The sequence below is a fragment of the Micromonospora chalcea genome, from assembly GCF_028768405.1.
Lineage (GTDB): Bacteria > Actinomycetota > Actinomycetes > Mycobacteriales > Micromonosporaceae > Micromonospora > Micromonospora chalcea.
Genome location: NZ_CP118233.1, coordinates 2,609,192 through 2,634,474, shown reverse-complemented (window position 1 = coordinate 2,634,474; position 25,283 = coordinate 2,609,192). Strand labels below are relative to the sequence as shown.

Genomic DNA, 25,283 nt, shown 5'->3' with positions numbered 1-25,283 from the left:
GGCAGCGGGGGATCGGAGACGACGGATGGCGGTTCACCTCTACGCGGTCAGCATGGACGCGGGCGACCCGCGGCGGCTCGCGCGGTTCTGGTCCGGCGTGCTCGGCCGGGAGATCCTCGACGACCCGCGCGAAGGCGTGGCGCTCGGCGGCGACGCCCACAGCGACGTCCGCATCCGGTTCCTGCCCAGCGACGCGCCGAAGACCGTGCAGAACCGGATCCACTTCGACCTGACCAGCGCGTCGCCGCAGGCCCAGCGGGACACCGTCGACCGCGCGCTGACGCTGGGCGGGCGGCACATCGACATCGGCCAGGGCCCGGACGACGACCATGTGGTGCTCGCCGACCCGGAGGGCAACGAGTTCTGCGTCATCGGGGCAGGCAACACCTTCCTCGCCGGCTGCGGCCCGGTCGGCGCTGTCAACTGCGACGGCACCCGGGCGGCCGGCCTGTTCTGGACCGAGGCGCTGGGCTGGCCGCTGGTCTGGGACCACGGCGAGGAGACAGCGATCCAGTCGCCGCGCGGGGGCGCGAAGGTCACCTGGAGCGGGCCGCCGCTGATGGACGCCGGCGGGCGGGACCGCGTACACCTGGACCTGGTCGCGGCCGGTGACCGGGACGCGGAGATCGACCGGCTGCTGGCGCTCGGCGCGACCCGGGCCGGTACGGGCCGGCACACCGTCGGCGACGTGGTGCTGGCCGATCCGGACGGCACCGAGTTCTGCCTGCTGACGCCCCGCTGAGGCGGGTGCGGCCCGGGGGACCGCACCCGCACCGGTCAGCGCAGCCGCAGGCTCGGCTCCAGCGTGACCTCGAACAGCCGGTCCCACGGCAGCTCGACCCGCACCGCCGTGACCCGGTCCAGCGTCGCGGTGAAGGTCTTACGTCCGCGTACCCCGAGCACCAGCTCGTGCCCGGCGAAGTGGTCGGCGAAGTACCGCTCGGTCAGCGGCACCAGCCGGTCGCGTACCCAGCCGTCGAAGTAGCGCTTCTGCTCGGCGGTCAGCGCCAGCGGATCCCAGCCCTGCGCGCGGGCGTGCGCGTACGCCTCGACCTGCACCACGTTCTTCCACGGGTCGTCCTTGACGAACCGGTAGAGCAGGTACTCGGCGTGCGCCTGGGCCGGCCCGCGCAGCTCCGGCACGCCGAAGCCGCTGCCGGACGAACGCAGGTACGCCCACCGCGCGGTGCCGTGCGCGAGCGCCAGCCCGAGCGCGTTGCCGCCGGTGTTCCACCCCGAGTACGACAGCAGCGCCGGCAGGTCCAGCCGGGACTCCATCCGGGACACCAGGTCGTGGTCGCCCTTGTTGACGATCAGCGGGTCCACCACGATCACCTGGGTGCCGGCGGCCAGCAGTTCACCGATGCGGCCGACGAACGCGTCCAGGTCGGCGGCCCGCTGCCCGGCCGCCGCCGACGGGGTGTTCACCGCGAGGACGATGTCCGCGTCGCCGGTCACCACCCGGCCGCCCACCGAGGTGACGTGCCGGCGGATGTTCTCCGCGAACGGGATGCCCTCCAGCGCGGCGGTCCAGCCCTCGCCGGACACCCCGGCGTACTCCACCCGGTAGGTGGGCGCGGCGCCGGCCGCGACGACGCGCGCGACGAGCAGCGCGTTGACCTCGTCGGCGCCGGGGAAGATCTCCACCCGGTCGCCGACGCCGAGCCGCGCCACCAGCGCCTCCAGCTCGACCCGCTCGGCGCGGGCCAGGCCGACCGGCGCGGTGTCGTCCTCGGAGAGCACCAGGTGGCTGATCGTCCCGTCCGCGACCCACTCCACCATCAGCCGGTTGACCTGGTGGTTGCGTGCCCGGGCGGCCAGGTAGTCCTCGACCACGGCGTCCGGGATGCGCGCCCGCACGGCGTCGAGCTGGCCCCGCAGCGCCTCCTGGCCCAGGTTGACCACCTGGTCGTACAGCTTGGCCCACTGGACCAGCAGGTCACGGTAGTTGTCCAGGTCGGTGCCGGTGCTGGTGATGGCGAGCCGCTGGATCGTGTCGTGCACCTCGATCACCGCGTCGGACCGGCGTGCGCGCAGCCGCCGGATCGCCTCCAGGTTGCGCAACGCGTCGGCCAGGGCCGGAGCGGCGGTACGCGAGGCGATCAGGCCCCCGTACGCCAGCATGCTCACCGAGATCACGTACCCGTCGACGCGGTCGGTGCCGTCGAGCCAGCGGGCGATGCCGGCGCCGTCACCGGGGGTGAAGAAACGGCCCAGCAGGTTCCGCGGCGGCAGCAGCACCTCGGCGTCGGCGCTCGCACCGGTCATCTCGGCGCAGTACGTGTTGACCGGCCGGTCGTCCAGCGGCACCAGCGCCACGCTCGGTCGCCGGCCGGCGGGCCGGGCGAACGCGGGGCCGCCGAGGGCGACGGTGGCCAGGCCGGCCGCGCCGGTGGCCGCAAGAAGGGTTCTTCTCTTCATCGATGCTCCCTTTTCTCCGGCGCGCTCGCCGCCCGGGGGGTGGCCGGTACCAGCCGGCGGGTGATCCACAGCGGTGAGGTGACGGCGTTGCCCATCACCACCGCGTGGGCGCCCGCCTCGAAGGCCCGGCTGATCTGCTCCGTGGTCCGGTAGCGCCCTTCGGCGATCACCGGCACGGGCAGCAGCGCGGCGAGTCGCGCCACGAGCCCGAGGTCGGGCCCGTCGATCGGTGGGCCGGCCGGCGTGTAGCCGGACAGCGTGGTGGCGACCGCGTCCGCGCCGGCCTCGACGGCGGCGACGCCCTCGGCCACCGTGGCGACGTCGGCCAGGACCAACGCGTCGCTCTGTTCGTGGACCGCGCGGACGGTGTCGGCGAAGGTCCGGCCGTCGGGCCGGGGACGGTCGGTGGCGTCCACCGCGACGACGTGCGACCCGGCCCGCGCCGCTTCGAGGGCGTGCCCGGCGGTCGGGGTGATGAACACGCCCTGCGTGCCGTGCTTGTACAACCCGATCACCGGCACGTCGACGGCGGCGCGTACGGCCCGCACGTCGTCGGGGCCGTTGACCCGGACCGCCACCGCGCCGCCGCGGACCACGGCGGCCGCCACGCGGGCCTGGACGTACGGGTCGCGCATCGGGTCGTCCGGGTCGTCGGGCAGGGGCTGGCAGGACACGACCAGCCCGCCGGCGAGTTCGTCCAGGACACTCACGTGCTTGTTCCTCCGTGGTGATGGGGCGGTGCGGTGGCGAGCCGGGCGGCGCCGACCACCACCGCGTCGGCGCCCAGCGCCGCCGGAAGCAGCGGCACGTGCGCCCAGCCGCCGGGTAGCTCCGCCCGGTAGGCGGCCGTGGCGGCGGGAAGCAGCGTGGCGGCGGCGCCGCCGGCGACCACCACCGCATCCGGGTCGAGCAGGGCGACCAGCCCGGCCAGGGCCGCGCCGAGCGCGGCGCCGGCCCGGTCGACGACCTGCCGGGCGGTCGCGTCACCGGCCGCCGCGCGCCGCGCCACCTCCCGGCCGGTGACCGGGTCACCGCCGGTGAGCGCGTACGCGGCGGCCAGGCCGGTGCCGGAGGCGATCGCCTCCAGGTGCCCGTACCGGCCGCAGCCGCAGCGCAGCCGGTGGGCGCCCGGTGCCGGCAGGTGCCCGAGCTGGCCGGCCGCGCCCCGGGCACCGCCCTCGACCCGCCCGTCGTTGACGATCGCGCCGCCCAGCCCGGTGCCGACGGCGGCCAGCAGCACGTGCCCCCGGCCCCGTCCGGCTCCGGCCCAGCACTCGCCCAGCGCCGCCGCGGCGACGTCGTTGGTGACGCGCACCGGCCGGCCCAGCCGCGTGGCCAGCTCGTCGGCCACCGGGGTGCCGGCCCACCCGGGCAGGCTGTCGGTGGCGTACCGGATGGCGCCGGTCGCCGGGTCGACGGTGCCCGCGGTGCCCACCCCGACCGGTCCGGGGCCGGCGGCGGCGAGCAGATCCGCGGCCAGGCCGGCGGCGGTGTCCAGCACCGCGGCCGGCCCGCCGCGCGCGGGGGTGGGCGCCTCGCGGCGGTCGAGCACCCGCGCACCGGGACCGACGAGGGCGGCGGCGGTCTTGGTGCCGCCGATGTCGATCCCGACGACCGGCTCGGTCATCCCTTCAGACCGGTGTGCGCGAGGCCCTCGACGAACTGCTTCTGCGCGATGACGAACACCGCCAGCACCGGCAGCGCGGTCATCGACGCCGCCGCGAGCTGGACGTCCCACATCGGACCGCCGTACGCGTCGACGAACTGGGTGAGCGCCTGCGGCAGGGTGAACTTGTCCGGCGAGGAGAGGAACACGATCGGTTCCAGGTACAGGTTCCAGCTGTGCAGGAACGTGAAGATGGCCACCGCGCCGAGCGCGGGCCGGGACAGCGGCAGCGCGATCTTCCAGAACGTGGCGAAGCGTCCCAGCCCGTCGACCCGCGCCGCCTCCTCCAGCTCACCGGGGAGGCTGATGAAGAACTGCCGCATGATGAACGTGGCCAGCACGCTCGGCGCCCCGAAGATCGGCACCAGGATCAGCGGCCAGTGGGTGTCGATCAGGTCGAGCTTGAAGAACATCTGGAACAGCGGCACGATCGTCACCTCGCTCGGGATGAGCAGGCCCGCGAGGACGACCAGGAACAGCACGTTCTGTCCCCGGAACCGGATCCGCGCGAACGCGTACCCGGCCAGCGACGCCACGGCGAGCGTGCCGACGGTGACCAGCAGCGCGATGTAGAGGCTGTTCAGGTACTGCTGCCCGAACGGCTGCAGCTCGAACACCCGCCGGTACGCGTCCAGCCGCGGATCGGTCGGCAGCAGCTGCGGCGGGAAGGAGAAGATGTCCGCCACCGGCTTCAGCGACGAGGTGACCATCCACCAGGTGGGGAACACGAACGGGACGGCCAGGACCATCAGCACCCCGTAGAGCACCAGCTTGGTCCGCCGGGACAGGTCACGATTCATGGAAGACCCACCTCTTGCGCATCTGCCACTGCAGCACCGTCAGCGCGAGCACGATGACGAACAGCAGGATCGACAGCGTGGCGCCGTAGCCGAAGTGATGGAACTGGAAGGCCTGCTGGTAGAGGTAGTAGACGAGCACCGTGGTCGAGGTGCCGGGTCCACCCTGGGTCAGCACCGCGATCTGCGCGAACACCTGCAGCGAGCCGACCACCGTGATGATCGACGTGAGCATGATCGTCGGGCTGATCAGCGGCACGGTGATCCGCCAGAACTGGCGCAGCCGGCTCGCGCCGTCGACCTCGGCGGCCTCGTACAGCTCGGCCGGCACGCCCTGCAGGGCGGCCAGGAACAGCACCATGTTCAGGCCGACGTTCTTGAACACCTGCACGACGATCACCGACAGCATCGCCGTGCCCTCGCCGCGCAGCCAGTTGGGGCCGTCGACGCCGATCGTGTCGAGCAGGCCGTTGATGCCGCCGTTGTCCTGCAGCAGGAAGCCCCAGACGATGGTCCACGCGACGAGCGAGACCACCACGGGGGAGAAGAACAGGGTGCGGAACACGATGGTCCCGCGCAGCTTCTGGTTGAGCAGGACGGCCAGCAGCAACGCCAGGCCGAGGTTGAACACGACCAGGCCGACCGAGAACAGGCCGGTCGACCGCAGCACCGGGCCCAGGTTGGGGTCGTCGGCCAGCGCGGCGTAGTTGTCGGTGCCGATGTAGTCGAAGCTGCCGGCCAGCACGTTCCACTCGTGCAGGCTGTACCAGACCACGAGGACCAGCGGCAGGATCACGAAGACCACGCTGCCGAGCAGCTGCGGGGTGATGAACAGGTATCCGGTGAGCTGGTCCCGGCGGCGGGTGGTCCAGAACGGCCGGGCCCGGCCCGGGGCGGGCCCGGCAGCAGCCGGGCCCACCCTGGTGTCCGTCTGGGTCATGATCCTCGGCCCTACTTCGCCAGCAGCGGCTGGATCTTGGAGCAGACGCCGTCGAGTACGCCCTTGACGTCCGCGTCCGCCTTCCACAGCGGGTCGAGCGCGGCGCGCACCTGCTGGCTCAGCTCGGCCTGCCCGGAGTGGCTGGGCTTGACCGTGCCGTTGGTGATGCCGTCGATGACGACCTTCTGCAGCTGCTCCGGCTTGAGCTTCGGGTTCGTCTTCGCCAGCGTCTCGGCGGTCAGCTGGGACTGCCGCGGCGGCGGGAAGAACTGGGCCAGTTTCGCCGAGTTGGTGGGGTTGGTGAAGAAGGCCAGGAAGTCGGCGGCCTGCTCGGCGTGCGGGCTCTTCTTCATCACGCCGATGCCGGCCTGGCCGACCACCGCGTACGGGCCCTTCGGACCGGCCGGCAGCGGGACCAGGTCCCAGTCGAAGCCGTTCTCCTTCAGCAGCGAGGCGCGGGAGATCTGGGTGACGGTCATGGCCGCGTCACCGGCGAAGAAGTCGGCGGTCGTGCCCGGACCGGGCAGCGCCTTGCCGGTGAAGATCGCCTTGTGCAGCGTGGTCATCGCCTCGACCATCTCCGGGCTGTTGAACCCGCAGCTGCGGCCGTCCTCGCTCCACGCCTGGGCGCCCCAGCCGGTCCAGAACGTGGCCAGGTTGTCCCAGCCCTTGTAGTCGAAGTCGCGGACCACGAGCCCGGCCTTGCCCGACTTCGCGGCTGTGGCGCCGGCCGCGGCGAGCGCGGTGTCCCAGTTCCACTGCCCGGCCGCGATCAGCTCGGCCGGGGTCTTCTGCCCGGCCTTCTTGAGCATGTCGTTGTTGACGAACACGCCGAACGGCGAGGTCGAGAACGGGTACGCGAAGAGCTTCCCGTCGTTGCGCCACAGCTTCAGCGTGGCGGGGGACAGGTCGTCGTACTGGTAGCCGTCGGCCTTCTTCAGCGTGTCGTCGAGCGGGCTCAGCGCGCCGGAGGCGACGAAGTCCGGAGCCGAGTTCTCGAAGATCCACGCGAGGTCCGGCGCGTTGCCGCCGGCGATCTGCGTGGTGAGCGTCGTGGTGTAGTTCTCGAACGGCAGCGGATCGAACTTGATCTCCGCGACGTCCGGGTTGTTCTTGCGGTACTCGTCGGCGATCTCGTTGAACAGCTTGAGGTGCGCCTCGTTCGCCGACCAGACGGTCATCCGCAGGCTCGCCGGACCGTCGTCCTTGGCGTCGCCGCCACCGCCGCAGGCGGTCAGGGCGAGCACACCGGTCATGGTCGCCGCGACCAGGCCGGACAGTCTTCCGTATCTCACTTTCCTTCTCCTCACCGGGGGTTCAGTAGCCCGCGATCTGCGGCCAGCGGCATTCCACGCCGGCGGCCGAGATGCGGTCCGTGAATTCGGCCAGCAGGCGGGGGGTGCCGCGGACCGCGCGCGGGGACTCGCCCCGCGCAAGGCAGAAGTCGGCCAGCAGGCCGGCGACCTCACCGACGTTCCACTCGACCGGGTGCAGTCGGTAGCTGCCGTTGGTGATGTGCGTGGTACCGATGTTCTTGCCGGCCGGCAGCAGGTTCTCCATCCGCTGCGGGATGAGCGCGCCGAGCGGGATCTCGAACGGGCAGGAGCCGACGTCGATGTAGTTGTCGCCGCCGGTCGACGGGTGCAGGTCGATGCGGTACATGCCGACGCCGATCGAGTCGGGGTAGTTCACCGCGCCGTGCTCGCCGCGTACCGCCAGGGAGAGGTCCTGCTCGACCACCGTGTACTCGGCGCGGATGCGGCGCGACTCCCGGATGTAGGGCGCCTGCGCCAGCCCGTCGGGGCTGCCGGTCACGTCGCCGCGCAGCCGCAGCCCCGGGTAGCCGGTGCCGCCGTCGGGACGGGGCGCCTCGGTCTGCAGCCAGTACAGGACGGAGTACGACAGCTCGCGTGCCTGGGACAGGTGCCAGGACGCGTTCGGCACGTCGATGACCGGGCCCTCGAAGTAGTCGATCATCGGCCAGTTGACGAGCGTGATGTCGCTGCCGTACGCGCCGTCGACGAAGTTGCGCCGCGCCGCGATGCGCCGGAACGTCCACAGGTTGCCGTCGCCCGGGTTGAGCCGCTGGTCGGCGTTGACGCCCAGCGGGTCGTCGTCCGGGTTCGGCGTGAAGCTGCGCTCGACGATCTCCAGCGTGCGCGGGTGGGGTGACCGCCAGGACAGCAGCCGGTCGCCCCAGAAGTCCGGCTTGTAGTCGCGCCAGAAGTCGTACCCGGCGGGCCGGTCGATGGTGTGGTCGCCGTCGACGTGGTCCAGCGCGAAGCAGACGGACACCGCCTGCATGTTCAGCGGCTGCGCCTGCGCGGGCGCGCTCGGCTCACCGGTCTGCGCCTGCGACTCGAACCCGGTCACGTACTCGGTGCCGGTCAGTGGCAGCAGCTCACCGGTCTCGGTGGCGTCCAGGACGTACGGCGCCTCCACCTCGATCCGCTCGTCGCGGTCCCGGTGGGCGAGCGTGACGCCGGTGACCCGGTCGCCGTCGGTCTCGGCCGCGACCGGCCGGTACGGCTGGAGCACCGTGAGCCGCCCGGACCCCCGGTACGGCGCGAGCATCTGCTCCAGGACCGCGACCGCCACCCGGGGCTCGTGGCAGAGCCGGCTCACCCAGCCCGCGCCCGGGTTCAGGTCGGTCCACGCCCGGGACCGCTCGGTCAGCGGGTAGTGGCGGCGGTAGTAGTCGCGGATGCCGTCGCGCAACTCCCGGTAGCTCGCGGTGGCGCCGAACTGCTCGATCCAGGAGTGCTCGTCCGGCGGGACCGCCTGGCTGGTGAGCTGCCCGCCGAGCCAGTCGAACTCCTCGGTCAGGATGACGGACCGGCCGGCACGGGCCGCGGCCAGCGCCGCGGCGACACCGCCCAGTCCGCCCCCGACGACGAGGACGTCCGCACGCATTAGTACCACTTGCTTCCTTCCAGTTGCGCGGCCGGGCGTGTCAGCGCCGGTCGGCCGCCGATCCAGGGACGCCGAGGGTGTCGCCCTCGACGAGTTCGCAGGGCAGGAGCCGTTGCTGGAGGCCGCCGGCGCTGCCGTCGATGACGCCGGTCAGCACCTCGACGGCCTGGCGGCCCATCTCCTCGCGCGGGATGCGGAACCCGGTGAACGTGATGTCCGTGGGCACCGGGACGGTCGGGTCGCCGAGGGTCACGACGGACAGGTCACCGGGCACCGTCAGCCCCTTGCGGCGGGCGGACGCCTCCAGCGCCACGGCGGTGGCGAAGTCCTCCACGAAGGCGACGGTGCTGCCGTCGGCCCGAAGGTCGTCCACTGTGGCGTCGGCGGTCTCCGCCGTTGCGGTGATCTGGCGGGCGCTGTCCGCGCCGGTCGCGCCGGCGTGGAAACCGCTGCGCCGGTCGTGCGAGGACTCGGCCGAGGTGCCCATGCCCACGTACGTCAGGCGCCGGTGTCCCAGCTCCACCGCCCGCTCGGCCAGCCGGTGGACCGCGCTGGCGTAGTCGGCGCCGACGTAGGGCACCGGGCCGCCGGCGTCGTCGCGGCGTCCGACGGCGACGTAGGGGAACCCGTCGCGGTTGAGCCGGAGCAGCTCCGCGCCGTCGATCTCCCGGCCGAGCAGGATGCAGCCGTCGGCCAGCCGCAGCCGGTTGTCCTGGTGGAAGATGCGCCGCCGGCCGGCCACCACCGGGGCGCTGGTGAACAGCAGCAGGTCGCAGCCGACCCGTTCGGCGTACTCCTCGATGCCGAGCAGGAACGGGTGGAAGAAGTCCCGGCTGCCGCTGGGGAAGGCCGGCTCGTAGGTGAAGACGCCGATGATCCGGTTGAACCCGGAGGCGAGGCGGCGGGCGGCCGGGTCGGCGGCGTATCCCGTCTCGGCGATGACCTGCAAGACCCGGTCCCGTGTCTCCGGCGCGATCCGGACGTCGGCGTCGGTGCGGTTGTTGAGCACCAGCGACACGGTCGCCTGGCTGACGCCGGCCATGCGCGCGATGTCACGCTGGGTGACACGCCTGGGGGGAGGGGTCACGTCGGTCCTTCCACTTCCGCTAATGCGTATTAGCGATCGGGTCGGGATGGAGCCTCTCTGCTCTCCCGGCGTCCTGTCAAGGGGTGGCCGGAAGATTTCCGTTCGATGAACTCCCTGATGTAATGCGGATTAGCAACCGCGCCCGCCGCTGCCCTGCGGTTGTTCGGGCGGGAATCTTGACAAGGGCCGACCGGGCGCGCGACAGTAGGCGGACCTCCGCGCTAATGCGCATTAGCGTGTCGTCGATCGTCCGCACGGATGATCGACGACGCTTGCTTCCCTACCCAGAGTGATGCCGGGTGCGGCCTCTGCCCGCCGCCACCCCGGGCATTACCGTTCTCATCGGACGGTCGTGGCGCCGTCGCGGCGTGGGCTGGACGGCCCGGCTGATCGGGGCCCGGGCGGCCACCGCCCGCCCGGTACGCGCCGAGGCGGGCTGACCTACACCTGGATGTCGAAGCGCTGCAGCACCGAGGGCGCGACCAGCCCCACCGCGGCCAGGACGGACAGGATCGTCATCGCGGTGCGCAGCACCACCGTCTCGGCCTTGCTGCCGGTACGCAGAGCGATCTTGTTGGGCAGGCCGATCATCGTCCACATCCGGCGTTTGATCGGGATGGGCCACAGGATCGGCACCCCGGCCCGGGTGATCATGTCGCCGAGGATGTGCACGAAACAGCCCACGCCGACGGCGAGGCCGATCATCGGATAGCCCCGGTCGCCGGGCAGGTTGGCGAACGTGAACCAGGCCGCGGCGGCGGACACCAGCGTGACCACCACCCAGCCCGCGCGCTCGGCCCACTTGTCGAACAGCCCGCGCAGCGCCAGGCCGATCATGAAGAAGAGGATTCCGACGACGGCCCACTTGCCGTAGTGGGCGCAGAGCGCGGTGGTGCCCCAGCCGACGAGCACGGTGAACGGGATGGTGTGGGTGAGCGTGCGGTGCCCGTTGTTGCGGCGCGGATCCTTGCTGAGCTTGGTGGCGTAGTAGACGCCGAGTGAGATCTTCTCCACCACCTCGGCGACGAAGAGGCTGACCACGCCGAACGTGCGGGCCACGGTGGCGCCGCCCTGGTTGCGGGTGACCTTCCCGGACAGGTCGAGGTCGGGGAAGAGCGCACCGCCCGCGCAGACCGCAGTGCCCACCGCCAGCGCCAGCGGTGTCTGGTGGTAGTCCGCGAACTGGGCCATGGCCCAGGAGCCGGTCAGCCACACCGCCGCGCCCGAGAGCGCGTGGGACGGTCCCATCATCTCGGCTCGCCCTTCCCGAAGATCTTGATCCACGAAACTACGCCACTGTAGTCAGCCCGTGCGACAGCGGGGCATCAGCCGGACGGTCCACTGGGGAAGGGGTGCCGCGGACGCGCGACGGCGTACCAGTGCCACCCGGAATTATGGCGGGCCGGGCTGCCGCCGCCACGCCGACTGTCGGTGATGGGACGGGGTGCGGCTCAGCCCGCGGTACGGGTGGGCCGGACCGTGCCGAGGCTCGCCCGGATGACCGCGAACTGCTTCGACGCGTCCGCCCAGTCGGCGTCGGACGTGGTCAGCCCGAGCGTCCACCCGGCCCGCTGACCGGGCAGTACGCGCAACGCGCGCATCCGCTCGCCGTACGGCGCGGTCCACCGGCACTCCCACTCCGCGCCCGGACCGTCGGCGGCCAGCCGGATCTTCTCGTACTGCGGCAGCCGACCGGCGGAGGTCAGATCCCGCTCGGACGAGCGCAGCCGGCCCACCGGATCCCCACCCGGATACGGCTCGACGCCGAGGATGCGCCGGGTGGCCGGGTCCTGGAAGCAGGTCGTGTCGCCGGAGCGCAGCTGCAGCCACCCGGCGGGCAGGGCGATGTGGAAGCCGCCGGTGTCGGCGGGCCAGACCCAGCCGGCCGGCACGTTCACCGCCGGGTCCTCGGGAGGTGGGCCCTTGCGGACCGGCGTGCCCGTCACGTCCGGCCGGACGCAGGGGAACGGGGGAGGGGGCACGCCCGGGCCGCCGGGCTGATGATCCCAGGGCCGGGCGACGGCCTCGCCGGACCGGCGCGCCTCCGGATGCTCGTCGGCGCCGTCGGTGACCGCCAGCGCGGTGCCGACGCCGGTCGCCACGGCGAGCAGCACCGCGCCCACGGCGAGCCCCCAGCGTCGCAGCCGCTTCTGATCCTCGGCGTCGAGCGGCCGGTCCGGGGGGCGCGGAACGCCGGTGGGCGGGGGCGGGCCGGCCCGCAGCGCACCGCTGTCGGCGGGGCCGCTGTGGGCGACCGGGGCCGGGCGGGCGACCGGCGCCGCGTCCGGGCCGGGGATGCGCACCGGGCTCAGCGCGTCGGCGCGGGGCGCGGACTCGGGGCCGGTCGGGCTCCCCGGGTCGACGAAGCTGGTGAGGACCGTCGGGCCGAGGCTGACCGGACCCGAGCGGTCCGGGGCCGCCCGGGGCGGCTCCGCCGGCGTGGTCGCGGGGGACTCCGCCCGCTTCAATTCGTCGGACCGGTCCCGCTGCGGCGGCTCCGGGCGGGGGCGCGGCGGTGGCTCGGGTCGGTCCGCCGAGCCCACGGGGCCGGACCGCTCGGCGCCGTCGCGCGGCGCGGGCCGGCCGGAGCGGGCGGCCGTGCCGGAAGGGCCGGACCGGCCGGACTCGCCGGAGCGCTCCGGCAGGTCGGCGGAGTCGGACGGACCGCCCGGCGGTGGCGCCCGGTCACCCTCGGGGGGCGGCGCCCACTCGCTGCGCTTCGCCGCCCGGCTCCAGGCGCGGGCGGCGGCGGCCGGCGGCATCAGGTCCGGGTACACGACGCCCGCCGCCGCAGCCGCCGGCTCGTCACCGGCGCCCGCGCCCGGGGGACGTCCCCGAGCGTCGCCCTCGCGCCCGGCGGCCGGCCGATCGGACGGTACGGCGGACCGGCCCGCGGACCCGCCGGCCGCCGTCGCGTCGGCGTCCGACACCGCGGCCACGCCGAGCAGGCGGGCGGTCTCGTGGTGGCCGAGCCGGGCGCGCGGGTCTCGCCGCAGCAGCCCGGCCAGCACCGGCGTCAGCGGGCCGGCGTGCGGCGCCGGGTCGGGCGGCCGGGTGGCGAGCGCGGCGAGCGTGGCCATGGCGGTGCTGCGGGCGTACGGCGAGCGGCCCTCCACGGCGGCGTGCAGCGTGGCGCCGAGCGACCACATGTCCGCCTCGACGCTGGACACGCCCTCGGCGGCCCGCTCCGGCGCCACGTACTGGGGGGAGCCGAGGACCAGGCCGGGGCGGGTCATGGCGCCGTCGCCGCCCTGGAACACGGCCAGCCCGAAGTCGGTGAGCAGCACCCGGCCGTCCCGGGCGAGCAGCACGTTCGCGGGTTTCACGTCCCGGTGCAGCACCCCGGCGTCGTGCGCGGCGCGCAGCCCGGCGAGCACCGCCAGCCCGATCTCGGCGGCCCGCCCGGGCGGCAGCGGCCCGTCGGTCTCGATGATCTCCTGGAGGGAGCGGGACGGGACGTACTCCATGACCAGCCAGGGGTCGCCCTCGACCCGGACCACGTCGTAGACGCGGACCACGTTGGGATGGTTGAGCCGCGCGGACGTCCGCGCTTCGCGCAGCGTACGGGCGCGCAGTTCGTCCCGCTCGTTCTCGGCGAGCCAGTTCGGCGGCACGACCTGCTTCACCGCGACCTCGCGATGCAGTTCCTCGTCGCGCGCCCGCCAGACCTGGCCCATCCCGCCGCGACCGACCAGGTCGAGCAGGCGGTACCGTCCGGCGATCACTACGTCCCGCACCGCACTCCTCACCGCTGGTCAGTGGTCCACAATAGCCAACGGATCGGACGGTACCTATCGCACGGCGAGACGTCATGCCCTAACTGGCCGTACCGGCGAGCAGATTCCCTTCCGGAATGGTGATCGCGGACCGGTCCCGGGCCAGCAGGGCGGTGGCCCGGCGGGCCTGGAACCCGTCGTGGTCGCGGCGCGCGGCGGCGTAGCTGCCCGCGGTGCGGGCGGCGATCGCGGACCAGGCGTACCGCTGCGTGACCATGGTCCGGGCCCGGCGCGCCACCCGGCGGGCGAACACCTCGTCGGCGAGCAGCCGGTCCACGGCGCCGGCCAGCGCGTCCGGGTCGCCGTGCGGGAACGTCACCCCGGTCACCCCCGGCTCGACGATCTCGGCCAGCCCGCCGGTACGCGCCACCGCCAGCGGCGCGCCGGCGGCCGCCGCCTCCAGCGCGATCATGCCGAACGGCTCGTAGAGGCTGGGGATCACGGTGGCGTCGGTGGCGGCGAGCACCGCGGGCAGCTGGGTGGAGTCCATGAAGCCGGCGAACCGGACCGTGTCGCCCAGCCGCAGCCGCCGCGCCTGGTCGATGAGCTCGTCCTTGTACGGCCCGTCCCCGGCGATCACCACGCGCAGGCCGGGGTGCTGGTCGGCCAGGCGCGGCACCGCGTGCACCAGGTGCTGCACGCCCTTCTCGTAGACCAGGCGGCCGGCGTACCCGACCAGCGGCCCGTCCGCGGCGAAGCGGGCCCGGGCGGAGGCGACCGCCTGCGGCCGGGCCCGCCAGGCCCGGTCGTCGACGCCGTTGGCGACCACGTCGATGCGCCCGGACGGTACGCCGAACAGCCGGGCGACCTGCTCGCGCATGTACCCGGAGCAGGCGATCACCCGCCCGGAGGCGTTGCTCAGCCAGTGCTCGACGCCGTGGATGGTGCGGTTCATCTCCTCCGGCAGCCAGCCCTGGTGCCGCCCGGCCTCGGTGGCGTGGATGGTGGTCACAAGCGGCACGTCCAGGTGCTCGGCAAGCGTGACGGCGGTGTGCGCGACGAGCCAGTCGTGGGCGTGGATCACGTCGTAGGAGCCGGCGGAGGCGGCGCGCAGCGCGGCCCGCGTCAGCGTGTGGTTGAACGCCATGGTCCAGGCCAGCAGCGAGCCGGTGGCGAGCGGGAACCGGACCGGATCCTCGGCGGCGCGGACGACGCGCACGCCCTCGGCGTACTCCTCCAGCGGGGCGCCCTCGGCGTGGCGGGTGACGACCGTGACCTCGTGCCCGGCGGCGGCCAGCGCCACGGACAGCGCGTGGACGTGGCGGCCGAGGCCACCGACGAGCACCGGCGGGTACTCCCAGGAGAGCAGCAGCACCCGCAGGCGCCGGGCGGGCTGGATGTCGATCACTTCGGCGTCAGCTGACACGCGGCCCCCTTTGAGTTGTGGCGTCCCCACCCCGGCGGCGGCGTCGCCGCGGTGTCCGGTGGGGTCGGCACCCATCCTGCCCAGGGGTCGATAACCGGCGGCGACGCGCCGGTTGCCGGTCTGTAACGCGTTACCGGCGTGTCCGCCGTGCGCGCAGCAGCTCGGCCACCGACCACGCCTGGAACGGGCAGCCGGTGGCCGCGTGCGGGGCGTCGCCGTCGGCGGTCTCGCTCACCGAGCCCAGGCCGTCCTCGGCGAGGTGGCCCTCCAGGCCGACCAGCAGGTCGTCGGTGGGCAGCCCGGCCCGGCGGTACGCGTCCAGCAGCGGACCGGTCAGCCACGGCCAGACGGTGCCCTGGTGGTAGGCGGAGTCCCGCTCGGCCGGCCCGCCCCGGTGCCGGCCGGTCCAGCCGGGGGAGCCCGGGGCGAGGCTGCGCGGGCCGAGCGGGGTGAACAGCGCCTCGGTGATCCGGCGCAGCGTGGCCTCGTCCGGCTCCAGCGGCGCGTACGGCAGCGACCAGGCGAGCAGCTGGTTGGGGCGCAGCAGGTCGTCGTCGTGGTGCGTGGCACCGCCCAGCGGGTACGCCGGCGCCGGGGCGTCCACCACGTCGTACAGCCAGCCGGCCGGGGCGGGGAACCGCTCCCGGAACGCGGCGGCGGCCCGCCGGTGCAGCGCGTGCAGCGCCGAGGCGTCGCGTCCGGCCAGCTCGGTCAGCTCGACGAGCCCGGCCAGCCCGTTGATCCACAGCGCGTTCACCTCGACCGGCTTGCCGGTACGCGGGGTCACCGGCACCCCGTACACCCGGGCGTCCATCCAGGTGAGCGCGACGTCCGGCGGGCCGCCCTGGGTCAGCAGCCCGTCGGCCGGGTCGACGCCGATGCCGTACCGGGTGCCCGCCACGTGCGCCTCGACCACACCGTGCAGCGCGGGCAGCAGCTCGTCGCCGAGGTCGGTGTCGCCGGTGACGGTGACGTGCCGGCTGACCGCGTGCAGGAACCACAGCGTGCCGTCGACGGTGTTGTGCTCGACCCGGCCGGTGTCGGCGGTGTTCGCCAGCATCCCCTCGGACAGCGTCGCCGCGTACGCCCGCAGCAGGTCCCGGCCCTCGTCGGCCCGGTTCGTGCACAGGAACAGGCCCTCGTAGGAGATCATCGTGTCGCGCGACCAGGCCCCGAACCACGGGTAGCCGGCGACCACGTCCGGGCCGGTGGCGGTGCGTACCACGAACGCGTCGGCGGCGAGCGCGAGCGTCGCCTCGACCGCGTCGCCGGGCTTCGCCGCCGCCGTCACGGCCCGGTTGCGCCGCCGGGTCGACTCGACCACCGCGGTCGCCGGGGGCGGCTCCTCGGCCAGGTCGCCCGCCCAGGCCAGCACCGACACCGTCGCGCCGGGCTCGTCCAGCGCGCCGGTGAACCGGCCCGCGTACCAGAGGTCCTCGTCCGGGTGCAGGCCGCGCTCGGCCTCGGTCCGGTGGCGTACCCCGTGCCACCACTGCCCCTCCGGGGTCCAGTCCGGCCCGGCGAGCCGGTACGCGCCGTCGATCACCGCGCCGCCGGCCGCCGCCTCCAGCCGGGGCGCCGGACCGTCGGCGCGCCGCTCGCCGTGCGCGTCGCGCCACGTGCAGGCCGCCGCGAGGTCGAGCCGCACCGGGCCGCCGGAGATCAACCGGTGTACGACGGCGACGCACGAGCGGCCGTACGTCATGGCGATCTCCCGTTCGATCACCACGTCGCCGACGCGCCACCGCCAGCGCGGCACCCCGTCGGTGAGGTCGAAGCGCTCCAGCAGCTCGAAGCCGCGCGGGTCGACCACGCCGGAGGACCACTCGTGCGCGCCGAGGCGGACCTGCCGCCCCGACGGCAGCGTCACCGCCGGGTCGAGGCTCGCCAGTCCCACCTTTCGGGACGCGGGCGTGTCGCCGGCCACCACGAGCAGCCCGTGATACCGGCGGGTACGCAGCCCGGCGACGGTGCCCATGGCGTATCCGCCGAGCCCGTCGGTGACCAGCCATTCCCGCGTGGCGGCGGCGGACAGCTCACCGCAGACGCGCGGCCCGAAACGGATGTCGATCAACTTTCCTCCACCGGCAGCGAGGTGTGACATGCCACGGCGACAATGGCCGCTGTGGAGAAGTACCCCGGCGGCGTCGAAGATGTGCCAGTGATCACCGACCGGTCGACCTCCGCGTCCCCCGACCCCGAGCGGCACCGGCTCGCCCAGGCCGACGCCGGGGAGCAGGACTGGCGCGCATGGGGCCCCTATCTGTCCGAGCGGGCGTGGGGCACGGTACGTGAGGACTACAGCGAGCACGGCACGGCCTGGGACTACTTCCCCCACGATCACGCGCGGTCCCGAGCCTACCGGTGGAACGAGGACGGCATGGCGGGCGTCTGCGACGACCGGCAGACGTTCTGCTTCGCCCTGGCGCTGTGGAACGGGCGCGACCCGATCCTCAAGGAGCGGATGTTCGGCCTCGGCGGCGACGGCGGCAACCACGGCGAGGACGCCAAGGACTACTGGTGGTACCTCGACAGCACCCCCACGCACTCCTTCATGCGCTGGCGCTACCACTACCCGCAGGCCGCCTTCCCGTACGACGAGCTGGTCGCGGTGAACGCGCTGCGCGGCCGGGACGACACCGAGTACGAGCTGGTCGACACCGGCATCTTCGACGACGACAGGTACTGGGCGGTCACCGTCGACTACGCCAAGGCGTCCCCGACCGACATGTGCGTGGTGATCACCGTGGCGAACCGGGCCGACACCGACGAGACGCTGCACGTGCTGCCCACGCTCTGGTTCCGCAACACCTGGGCGTGGGGGCTGCCCGGCGCCGACCGGGTGCCGAAGCTGGTCGGCACGGGTTCCCGGCTCGTCGGTGAGCACTGGGTGCTCGGGCAGCTGCTGCTGGAAGGCGACGGCGACCCGGTGCCGCTGCTGTGCGACAACGACACGAACGCTGAGCGGCTGTGGGGGCTGCCCGGGCGGTCCGCGTACCCCAAGGACGGCATCAACGACCACGTGGTCAACGGCGCCGCCACCGTCAACCCGGAGCGCACCGGCACCAAGGGCGCGCTGCACTACGTGCTCGACGTGCCGGCCGGCGAGCAGCGGCAGATCCGGCTGCGGCTGACCCGTACCGCGCCGCCCCCGGCGGCCGCGCCGCCCGCCCCGGCCGACCTCGGTGACGGGTTCGACGCCGTGCTCTGGGCACGCCGGGCCGAGGCGAACCGGTTCTTCGACAGCGTGATCCCGGCCGCCGCCACCGCCGACGAGGCGCTGGTCGCCCGCCAGGCCATCGCCGGGCTGATGTGGGGCAAGCAGTTCTACCACTTCGACGTCGAGCGCTGGCTCACCGGCGACCCCGGCTCCACGCCGCCCGCCGGCCGCCGGCACGGGCGCAACAGCGCCTGGTGGCACATGAACAGCTTCGACGTGATCTCCATGCCGGACCCGTGGGAATATCCCTGGTACGCCGCATGGGACCTGGCCTTCCACTGCGTCACCATCGCCCGGGTCGACCCGGGCTTCGCCAAGGAACAGGTCCTCCTGCTGCTGCGCGAGTGGTACCTGCACCCCAACGGGCAGATCCCGGCGTACGAGTGGGCGTTCGGGGACGTGAACCCGCCGGTGCACGCCTGGGCGGCGCTGAAGGTCTTCGAGATCGACGGCTCCCGCGACCACGAGTTCCTCGCCCGGGTCATGCACAAGCTGCTGCTCAACTTCACCTGGTGGGTCAACCGCAAGGACACCGGCGGCAACAACGTCTTCGAGGGCGGCTTCCTCGGGCTGGACAACGTCGGCCCGTTCGACCGCTCGGCCGCGCTGCCGGTCGCCGGGGTGCTGGAGCAGTCCGACGGCACCGGCTGGATGGCCATGTACGCGCTCAACCTGCTCGACATGGCGATCGTGCTGGCCGAGCACGACCGCGCGTACACCGACACCGCCACCAAGTTCTTCGAGCACTTCGCGTACATCGCCGCGGCGGCGTACCACCAGGGGCTCTGGGACGCCGAGGACGCGTTCTTCTACGACGTGCTGCGCCTGGCCGACGGCACGAAGGTGCCGCTGAAGGTCCGCTCGGTGGTCGGGCTGCTGCCGCTCGCAGCCGTCACCCGGCTCACCGCCCGCACCATGCGCCGCCTGCCCGAGCTGGGTGCGCGGCTGCGCTGGTTCCTCACCAACCGCCCGGAGTACGCCGAGGTGATCGGCGGCCGCCGGATCGGCCCCGACGGCCGGCAGCAGCGGCTGCTGTCGATGGTCGCCCCGGACCAGGTGGTGCGGCTGCTGGCCCGGATGCTCGACACCGACGAGTTCCTCTCCGAGTACGGGCTGCGTACGCTGTCCCGCGCCCACCTGGACAAGCCGTTCACCGTCACGCTCGGCGGGCAGGAGTTCAGCGTCGGCTACGAGCCGGCCGAGTCGACCAGCGGCCTGTTCGGCGGCAACTCCAACTGGCGCGGCCCGATCTGGATGCCGACGAACTTCCTGCTGATCAGCGCGCTGCGCGACTACGCCGCGTTCTTCGGCGACGACCTGCAGGTCGAGTACCCCACCCGCTCCGGGGTCAAGCGGACGCTCGACGAGATCGCCGACGACCTGTCCGCGCGGCTGATCTCGCTGTTCACCCGCGACGGGTGGGGACGGCGGCCGATCTACGGCGCCGCGCAGCTGTTCCAGACCCACCCGGACTGGCGCGACCTGATCTGCTTCCCGGAGTACTTCCACGGCGACAACGGCGCCGGGCTGGGCGCCTGGCACCAGACCGGGTGGACCGCGCTGGTCGCCGACCTGATCCTCACGCTGCGCCGCTGACCGTGTGTGCGGGGCGCGACGGGAGAGCCCGCCGCGCCCCGCACGGTCACGCCAGCGGCAGGAACGCCAGCCGGGCGTGGTACTCGCCGGCCACCGTCACGGTGTCGCTGCCGACCCACAGGCCCCGGTCGGTGGCGTACAGCTCGCCGGTGCCCACCCCGCGGTCCTTCGTCGGGTTCCACGGCAGTGCCTTGCCGGTGACCGGGTGGATCGCCCCGATGCCCGGCCGGGACACCGCGCCCGGACCGGCCGAGTTGCGGCCCTGCGGGTTGTCCAGCCAGCGCTGGTGGCCTCCGACGTAGACGGCCGCGCCGGTCACCGCCACCGACAGCAGCGTGTCGCCGCCGGTGTAGTTGGCCCAGGTGGGCTGCTTGCCGCCGGTGGCCGCACCGAACTCGAAACGCGCCGCGGTGTCGCAGAGCGTGGCCGGGAACGGGCCGCCGGTGGTGACCACCGCGAACCAGGTGCCGTCCGGCGAGATGTCGACGCCGCGCATGTAGACCGGCATCGTCCGCGCGCACTGCGGCTGGTAGCGGTCGGTGGCCCAGCCGGAGAGCGTGGCGCCCGACGCGCTCAGGTCGGCGACGGCGATCTGGTGCCGCGCCACACCCGCGACGCTGCTGAAGCCGCCGACGAACACCAGCCGCCGGCCGTCGGCGGAGACGTCCAGCGCCTCGATCTTCACCGGCGCGGTGGCGCCGGAGGTGGTCGTGCGCGGACCGGCCAGGTTCAGGTTGACCGACGGATCGGCGGCTCCGGTGGTGGCGTTCACCGCCGCCAGGGCGCGCCGGGTCACCCCGCCGACGGTCTGGAACGCGCCGCCGACGATCAGCCGGTTGCCGACCAGGTGCATGTCGTTGACCTGGTTGTTCAGCGCCGGCGTGGTGAAACCGGCGACCCGCGCGCCGGTGGCCGCGTCGATCCGGGCCAGCCGGGACGCCGCGGCGCCGTTGACAGTGGTGAACGCGCCGCCGATGTAGAGCGAGCGGCCGTCCGGCGCGGCGGCGAGAGCCTTCACCGCGCCGTTCACCTGCGGCCGGAACGCGGTGTCGATCCGGCCGGTGGTCGCGTCGAGCGCCACCAGGCGGGGCATCGCCAGCTGGGCCGACTGCCCGGCGTTGCGCACCTTGGTGAACGTGCCGGCGACGTACACGCGGTTGCCGATCTGGAGGATGCGGTGCACGGTGCCGTCCAGCGCGTGCGGCGTCCAGTCGACCGGGTTCGTGCCGACGACTGTGGTGTGTGCGGCGTTGACGGCGAGCGCCGGGGATCCCGGCAGCGCCGCGCCCGCGACGGCGAGCGCCGCGGCCACGGCGACGGCCGCGCCCCGTCTGCGCCCGGGTGGATGATCGGGTGAGATCGTCATGGCCGAAGCATGTCGCCCGACCAGGGATCGCGCAGTCGGGTAGCCGCCGGTAACCGCCCGCCGACCGGATAATCCGCGTGGTCCGTCCGGCGACCGGGCAGTACGGTGTGCGAGGTCCGTGAGGGAGGGAGCCCCATGCCGCCGCGCCGGGATGCCGCCGTGCTGGTCTTCGACGCCGACGACACGCTCTGGGAGAACAACGTCCTGTTCGAGCGGGTGATCGACGACTTCCTCACCTGGCTCGACCATCCCACGCTGGACCGGGCCCGCATCCGCGCGGTGCTCGACGACATCGAGCGGGCCAACGCCGTCGCGCACGGCTACGGCAGCAAGGTCTTCCTGCGCAGCCTCGGCGAGTGCCTGGAGAAGCTGCGCGAGCGTCCGGCCACCGACCGGGAACGCGCCGAGATCGATCAGCTCGCGGCGGCTCTGATCGGGCACCAGGTCGAGCTGATGCCGGGGGTGGCCGAGACGCTCGACGACCTGGCCGGCCGGCACGAGCTGCTGCTGCTCACCAAGGGCGAGCGCGAGGAGCAGCAGCGCAAGCTGGACGCCTGCGGGCTGCTGCACCACTTCCGCGCCGCGCACATCGTGCCGGAGAAGGACGCCGACACGTACCGCTGGCTGGCCCGCGAGCACGCCTTCGACCCGGCCGCCGCCTGGATGATCGGCAACTCCCCGCGCTCGGACATCCTGCCCGCCCGGGCCGCCGGGATGAACGCGGTCTTCATCCCGAACGAGAACACCTGGATCCTGGAGCACGACGAGCTGGACCCGTCCGACTCCCAGGTGATCCGGCTGGCGGCGTTTCCCGACCTGGTCCAGCACTTCTAGGCGGCCGGTAACGTCCGGGAGGTGCCACTCACCTTCCCGTCGCACCTGGCGCCGGTGCTGCCGCTGAAGCTGTGGCGGCCCCGCTGGTTCGACGGGGTGGCGCTGTGCGCCGGTGCGGTGGCGCCGGACGCCGCGTACCTGTTCACCGGCACGCCGCTGGCGCTCGGCATGCGTACACACACGCTCGGCGGGCTGCTCTGGTGGGGGCTGCCGGTCGCGCTCGCGTACGCCTGGGTGGCGCGCCGCGTGGTCGCCGGCGTCGTCGCGCACCTGCCGGGACGGCGGTTCTTCGGCTGGGCCTGGTACGCGACGCTGGCCGGGGTGCGGCATCCCTGGCAGGTGTCGGTCTGCTCGGCGCTCATCGGCGCGTTCAGTCACGTCGCGTGGGACCGGGTCAGCCACAGCGAGCGCCTGCCCCGGCTGCTCGGCGTCGCCGACTTCCATGCCCTGACCGGCGTGTACTGGTACCAGTTCGTGGACGTGACCGCCGGGTTCGCCGGTGGGCTGCTGGTGGTCGTCCTGGTCGTGGGGGAGGCCCGCCGGGGACAGCGGGCCGGGGGCGTGGCGTCGCCGCTGCCGGCGGCGAACCCGGCCGTGTTCTGGCGGGTGGCGCTGGCGGTCACCGGGCTCGGCGCGCTGCTGCTGCCCGCGCTGCCGGCGGCGGACGTCGCCGCCCCGGCCGGCGTACGGGCGCTGCACGTGGCCGCGCTGGCGCTCGTCGCCGGGGCCGCCGCGGCCCGGAGCGTCCCGCCGGGGCAGGCCGGGCGCAGTCCGCGTCTCGAAGTCGAACAGCGCGAAACCGGCTGACCCCGTTACGCCGACATGCCGCAATTCCGCATAGACATCAATCACAGGCGCGGCCACCGGTCATCGCTTGTCCGGCCTGCGCGTACGCGCCTAACCTGAGCCGGCGTCCACGCCTCGTCGGGGTGAGACGGGGGCGCACCGGAGTCCGGTGGTAAGAGCACCGTGGAGCTGAGTGCGGGCATACCGGCTCGCCGCGCGGAGCCCGGCGAACGGCGTCGTGCCACGCCTGCCGTGTTCCCGCGGCGCAGACCGCTACCCAACCGGACGGCCGGGGTCAGGGCCGGGGAGTTGCGGACCCGGTCCTGACCCGTCCGGCCCCGGAAACAGGCACCGGAATCGGGTGGGACGCCTCTGGTGCGCGGGCCGGTCACGGAGCGACACTGAGTCATGACTCCTCAGCGCGTACCGCTGCTCGCCGGCCTGGTCGTGCTGCTCGCGGCGGCCTGCACGGCGACCGGCCACGACGGCGCGTCCACGGCGCCCACCCCGACGGCCGCGGCGGCCCCCGCGGCGACCGCGACGGAGGCCACGCCCACCCCGCCCGTGCCGACCGAAGCGGCCTCGACGGGCGGCTCGTGGCGTGTCATCTGGGGCTGGGCCGTGCCCGGCCAGCCGGCCCGGGTCGCCCACCGGGTCCGGGTGCCGGTCACGCCGCCGCCGGGGGAGCCGCTGCCGGTCCTGGTGGCGGTGGACGTCGGCGACCATCCGGCGGAGGGCTTCAGCCGGATCACCTTCGCGTTCCGCGGGCCCACCCCGTCCTATCAGGTCGCCTACGTGCCGCGGGTGGTGACCGAGGGCCGGGGCGCGCCGGTCGCGCTGCCCGGTACCGCGTACCTGTCGGTGCGGTTCGAGCCGGCCCAGGCGCACGACGCGCGCGGCGGCGGAACGGCGGACCTGCCGCCGGCGGCGATCCGCTTCCCGACGCTGCGCGGATGGGCGGTGGCCGGCGACTTCGAGGGGCACCTCAGTTTCGGGCTCGGCCTGCTGCCGCCGGACGACGGCCGCCTGCCGGTGCGGCTGGGGGAGTCCACCCGCCCGGACGGCACGCACGTCGTGGCCGTGGACGTGCGCCGCAGCTGAGGCCGGCCCGCGCCGGCGGGAGCGGCGCGGGCCGACCGGGAATCAGCGGTCGATGATGTTGTTGTTCTCGTCGATGCCGTGGGTGCGCCAGTAGACGTCCCACTCGTCGTCGACGTGCTGCGGCACCTTGCCCTCCGGGTAGCGCACATACGGCGGGGACGGCTCTTCCCCGTCCGGCACGCAGGAACTACCGCCCTGCGGGCCGACCGCGATCACCGGGTACTCGTCGCTGCCGCAGATGCTCTGCCGCAGGGAACAGCCGGTGGTCGCCATCAGCCCGGCCAGTCCGAGCACGGCAAGAACGATCATGATTCGAGTTCGCACGGGGAGAATTGTCGTCGCCCCGGGCGGACCCGCCATCGGTACGCGTACTCAATTCCAGGGTGCGGCCCGGGCTCAGGTCAGCTCGCCCCGCACGATCGCCACCGCGACCCGGCAGAACTCGTCCATGTCGGGCTGGAAGCCGGCCGCGATGTCCGGGTGCAGGCCGGAGCGGGTCTCGTCGAGCAGGCGGCGGCACACGTCCTCCACCGGCTCGCCCGCGTAGCCGGAGCGGACCCGGTCCGCGGCGGCCTGCAGGGCCGAGGTCAGCTGATCCTCCAGCGGGCCACGCAGCTTCTGCTGCACAGGGTCAAGCCCGCTCGGGTCGAGCGTGACATGTGGCTCCGACATCGGCGCTCCCTTCGTCGGCGTCCGCGGTACCCCACCGCGAACGTCGGTCAAACCATCGTCGGTACGGCCGACACCCGGACCAGGTACGAGAACTCCTCCGCCGGCTCCTCGACGTACGACAGCCGGCGGATCTGCCGGTCGTCGGACCAGAGCGCGACGTCGACCAGCACCCCGAGGTGGGCGAGACCGATGTTGGCGACCCGCTTCTTGTCCTGGAGCACCGCGCACACGCCGCCGAGCAGGGTGCTGGCGTCGGAGGTGCGGTGCCCGGGCGGGCACCGCAGGGTGAGGTCCACCTCCACCGGGCCGGCGAGCGGGGTCCACCCGGTGCGCTGGGCCGCCGTGCAGGCGGCCTGGAGCAGGGTACGGACTCTCGTCGCCTGCCGGTGCCCGGCGGCGAAGATGGACAGGGCCTCGGTCTTGACCGGGGGCAGGCCGCTCACCTCGAACGTCAGGGCGAGAGCGCGGGTGTCCTGCACGACGGCACCTCCTCGGGGCGAATCCTGCCCAACCGGGGAACGAGCGGACGGCACTTTCCCGACAGAACCAACCGATCGGGCGGGCAGTGGGGGACGGCCGGAGGCGTATCGACGTCGACGGCGACGCGCCGGCTACGGAGCCAGCCCCACGCTAATGCACGACCGCTGACGCTCGGTAGCCTCGCCGTTTCACGACGTGGGACGGCGTGTCGGCCGCGCCCCGTCGTCGCGCTGCCGACGGTGTGCGCGCCGTCACCGTCACA

22 protein-coding genes are annotated in these 25,283 nt (G+C 73.6%); 6 read left to right on the top strand and 16 right to left on the bottom strand.

Features of this window, described 5'->3' with window-relative positions; all coding sequences use genetic code 11:
* Window positions 1–25 precede the first annotated feature (25 nt).
* Window positions 26–742: a VOC family protein gene (locus PVK74_RS11050; RefSeq protein ID WP_274479028.1), complete on the top strand. Its 717-nt coding sequence runs from the start codon at window positions 26–28 to the stop codon at window positions 740–742.
* A 35-nt stretch (window positions 743–777) separates the two neighbouring features.
* Here the strand turns inward: PVK74_RS11050 and PVK74_RS11045 are convergent, their stop codons facing one another.
* From PVK74_RS11045 to PVK74_RS11010, 8 genes are read right to left on the bottom strand one after another with little or no spacing between them, the layout of a single operon-like run.
* Complete coding sequence (locus tag PVK74_RS11045; RefSeq protein ID WP_104115808.1) at window positions 778–2,421, bottom strand: DUF4127 family protein; 1,644 nt, start codon at window positions 2,419–2,421, stop codon at window positions 778–780.
* A complete protein-coding gene (locus tag PVK74_RS11040) occupies window positions 2,418–3,131 on the bottom strand; it encodes an N-acetylmannosamine-6-phosphate 2-epimerase (protein WP_043329777.1) in 714 nt (237 codons plus the stop codon). The genes PVK74_RS11045 and PVK74_RS11040 overlap by 4 nt, the downstream gene beginning before the upstream one ends.
* Window positions 3,128–4,048: an ROK family protein gene (locus tag PVK74_RS11035; protein WP_274479027.1), complete on the bottom strand. Its 921-nt coding sequence runs from the start codon at window positions 4,046–4,048 to the stop codon at window positions 3,128–3,130. The genes PVK74_RS11040 and PVK74_RS11035 overlap by 4 nt, the downstream gene beginning before the upstream one ends.
* Window positions 4,045–4,887, bottom strand: a complete 843-nt coding sequence (locus PVK74_RS11030; RefSeq protein ID WP_013475968.1) for a carbohydrate ABC transporter permease — start codon at window positions 4,885–4,887, stop codon at window positions 4,045–4,047. The genes PVK74_RS11035 and PVK74_RS11030 overlap by 4 nt, the downstream gene beginning before the upstream one ends.
* Window positions 4,877–5,824, bottom strand: a complete 948-nt coding sequence (locus tag PVK74_RS11025; protein WP_043329779.1) for a carbohydrate ABC transporter permease — start codon at window positions 5,822–5,824, stop codon at window positions 4,877–4,879. The genes PVK74_RS11030 and PVK74_RS11025 overlap by 11 nt, the downstream gene beginning before the upstream one ends.
* A gap of 11 nt (window positions 5,825–5,835) precedes the next feature.
* Window positions 5,836–7,119, bottom strand: a complete 1,284-nt coding sequence (locus tag PVK74_RS11020) for an ABC transporter substrate-binding protein (protein ID WP_043329780.1) — start codon at window positions 7,117–7,119, stop codon at window positions 5,836–5,838.
* A gap of 22 nt (window positions 7,120–7,141) precedes the next feature.
* Entirely contained in the window at window positions 7,142–8,737 is a 1,596-nt protein-coding gene (locus PVK74_RS11015; protein WP_274479026.1) for an FAD-dependent oxidoreductase, read from the bottom strand.
* 40 nt (window positions 8,738–8,777) lie between these two features.
* Entirely contained in the window at window positions 8,778–9,779 is a 1,002-nt protein-coding gene (locus tag PVK74_RS11010; protein WP_274479025.1) for a LacI family DNA-binding transcriptional regulator, read from the bottom strand.
* A gap of 344 nt (window positions 9,780–10,123) precedes the next feature.
* Between PVK74_RS11010 and PVK74_RS11005 the strand changes: the two genes are divergently transcribed.
* Window positions 10,124–10,264: a hypothetical protein gene (locus tag PVK74_RS11005; protein WP_274479024.1), complete on the top strand. Its 141-nt coding sequence runs from the start codon at window positions 10,124–10,126 to the stop codon at window positions 10,262–10,264.
* A gap of 1 nt (window position 10,265) precedes the next feature.
* Here PVK74_RS11005 and PVK74_RS11000 read toward each other — a convergent pair whose 3' ends face one another.
* From PVK74_RS11000 to PVK74_RS10985, 4 genes are all read right to left on the bottom strand, one after another.
* Window positions 10,266–11,075, bottom strand: coding sequence for a metal-dependent hydrolase (locus tag PVK74_RS11000; protein ID WP_043329783.1), 810 nt, complete (start codon window positions 11,073–11,075; stop codon window positions 10,266–10,268).
* Between the two features lie 200 nt (window positions 11,076–11,275).
* Window positions 11,276–13,561: a serine/threonine-protein kinase gene (locus PVK74_RS10995; protein WP_069087734.1), complete on the bottom strand. Its 2,286-nt coding sequence runs from the start codon at window positions 13,559–13,561 to the stop codon at window positions 11,276–11,278.
* 79 nt (window positions 13,562–13,640) lie between these two features.
* Entirely contained in the window at window positions 13,641–14,966 is a 1,326-nt protein-coding gene (locus PVK74_RS10990; protein WP_274479023.1) for a glycosyltransferase family 4 protein, read from the bottom strand.
* 130 nt (window positions 14,967–15,096) lie between these two features.
* Window positions 15,097–17,040, bottom strand: coding sequence for an amylo-alpha-1,6-glucosidase (locus tag PVK74_RS10985; protein ID WP_069087736.1), 1,944 nt, complete (start codon window positions 17,038–17,040; stop codon window positions 15,097–15,099).
* 42 nt (window positions 17,041–17,082) lie between these two features.
* Here PVK74_RS10985 and PVK74_RS10980 point away from each other — a divergent pair, with 42 nt between their 5' ends.
* Window positions 17,083–19,782, top strand: coding sequence for an MGH1-like glycoside hydrolase domain-containing protein (locus PVK74_RS10980; protein ID WP_043329786.1), 2,700 nt, complete (start codon window positions 17,083–17,085; stop codon window positions 19,780–19,782).
* A 46-nt stretch (window positions 19,783–19,828) separates the two neighbouring features.
* Here PVK74_RS10980 and PVK74_RS10975 read toward each other — a convergent pair whose 3' ends face one another.
* Window positions 19,829–21,148, bottom strand: coding sequence for a hypothetical protein (locus PVK74_RS10975; RefSeq protein WP_233514612.1), 1,320 nt, complete (start codon window positions 21,146–21,148; stop codon window positions 19,829–19,831).
* Between the two features lie 135 nt (window positions 21,149–21,283).
* Between PVK74_RS10975 and PVK74_RS10970 the strand changes: the two genes are divergently transcribed.
* The 3 genes from PVK74_RS10970 (at window position 21,284) to PVK74_RS10960 (ending at window position 23,869) form a co-directional block, all read left to right on the top strand.
* Window positions 21,284–21,982, top strand: coding sequence for an HAD family hydrolase (locus PVK74_RS10970; protein ID WP_064445386.1), 699 nt, complete (start codon window positions 21,284–21,286; stop codon window positions 21,980–21,982).
* 21 nt (window positions 21,983–22,003) lie between these two features.
* Window positions 22,004–22,789, top strand: coding sequence for a DUF4184 family protein (locus PVK74_RS10965; RefSeq protein ID WP_113972431.1), 786 nt, complete (start codon window positions 22,004–22,006; stop codon window positions 22,787–22,789).
* A gap of 387 nt (window positions 22,790–23,176) precedes the next feature.
* Complete coding sequence (locus tag PVK74_RS10960; RefSeq protein WP_274479022.1) at window positions 23,177–23,869, top strand: AMIN-like domain-containing (lipo)protein; 693 nt, start codon at window positions 23,177–23,179, stop codon at window positions 23,867–23,869.
* A gap of 42 nt (window positions 23,870–23,911) precedes the next feature.
* On the opposite strand, the gene PVK74_RS10955 is transcribed toward PVK74_RS10960, so the two are convergent.
* The 3 genes from PVK74_RS10955 to PVK74_RS10945 all read right to left on the bottom strand — a co-directional run bounded on the left by PVK74_RS10955 (window position 23,912) and on the right by PVK74_RS10945 (window position 25,020).
* Complete coding sequence (locus PVK74_RS10955) at window positions 23,912–24,193, bottom strand: SCO0607 family lipoprotein (RefSeq protein WP_223201390.1); 282 nt, start codon at window positions 24,191–24,193, stop codon at window positions 23,912–23,914.
* A 72-nt stretch (window positions 24,194–24,265) separates the two neighbouring features.
* Window positions 24,266–24,541, bottom strand: coding sequence for a hypothetical protein (locus tag PVK74_RS10950; protein WP_030500352.1), 276 nt, complete (start codon window positions 24,539–24,541; stop codon window positions 24,266–24,268).
* Window positions 24,542–24,588: 47 nt separating this feature from the next.
* Complete coding sequence (locus tag PVK74_RS10945) at window positions 24,589–25,020, bottom strand: RusA family crossover junction endodeoxyribonuclease (RefSeq protein ID WP_274479021.1); 432 nt, start codon at window positions 25,018–25,020, stop codon at window positions 24,589–24,591.
* Window positions 25,021–25,283: the final 263 nt, after the last annotated feature.

What these genes read in the sequence shown, in the direction of transcription:
- PVK74_RS11050 (WP_274479028.1), top strand. Translation starts at nt 26, where the DNA reads ATGGCGGTTCACCTCTACGCGGTCAGCATGGACGCGGGCGACCCGCGG.
- PVK74_RS11045 (WP_104115808.1), bottom strand. Translation starts at nt 2,421, where the DNA reads ATGAAGAGAAGAACCCTTCTTGCGGCCACCGGCGCGGCCGGCCTGGCC.
- PVK74_RS11035 (WP_274479027.1), bottom strand. Translation starts at nt 4,048, where the DNA reads ATGACCGAGCCGGTCGTCGGGATCGACATCGGCGGCACCAAGACCGCC.
- PVK74_RS11030 (WP_013475968.1), bottom strand. Translation starts at nt 4,887, where the DNA reads ATGAATCGTGACCTGTCCCGGCGGACCAAGCTGGTGCTCTACGGGGTG.
- PVK74_RS11025 (WP_043329779.1), bottom strand. Translation starts at nt 5,824, where the DNA reads ATGACCCAGACGGACACCAGGGTGGGCCCGGCTGCTGCCGGGCCCGCC.
- PVK74_RS11015 (WP_274479026.1), bottom strand. Translation starts at nt 8,737, where the DNA reads ATGCGTGCGGACGTCCTCGTCGTCGGGGGCGGACTGGGCGGTGTCGCC.
- PVK74_RS11010 (WP_274479025.1), bottom strand. Translation starts at nt 9,779, where the DNA reads ATGGCCGGCGTCAGCCAGGCGACCGTGTCGCTGGTGCTCAACAACCGC.
- PVK74_RS11000 (WP_043329783.1), bottom strand. Translation starts at nt 11,075, where the DNA reads ATGATGGGACCGTCCCACGCGCTCTCGGGCGCGGCGGTGTGGCTGACC.
- PVK74_RS10980 (WP_043329786.1), top strand. Translation starts at nt 17,083, where the DNA reads ATGGCCGCTGTGGAGAAGTACCCCGGCGGCGTCGAAGATGTGCCAGTG.
- PVK74_RS10975 (WP_233514612.1), bottom strand. Translation starts at nt 21,148, where the DNA reads ATGACGATCTCACCCGATCATCCACCCGGGCGCAGACGGGGCGCGGCC.
- PVK74_RS10970 (WP_064445386.1), top strand. Translation starts at nt 21,284, where the DNA reads ATGCCGCCGCGCCGGGATGCCGCCGTGCTGGTCTTCGACGCCGACGAC.
- PVK74_RS10960 (WP_274479022.1), top strand. Translation starts at nt 23,177, where the DNA reads ATGACTCCTCAGCGCGTACCGCTGCTCGCCGGCCTGGTCGTGCTGCTC.
- PVK74_RS10950 (WP_030500352.1), bottom strand. Translation starts at nt 24,541, where the DNA reads ATGTCGGAGCCACATGTCACGCTCGACCCGAGCGGGCTTGACCCTGTG.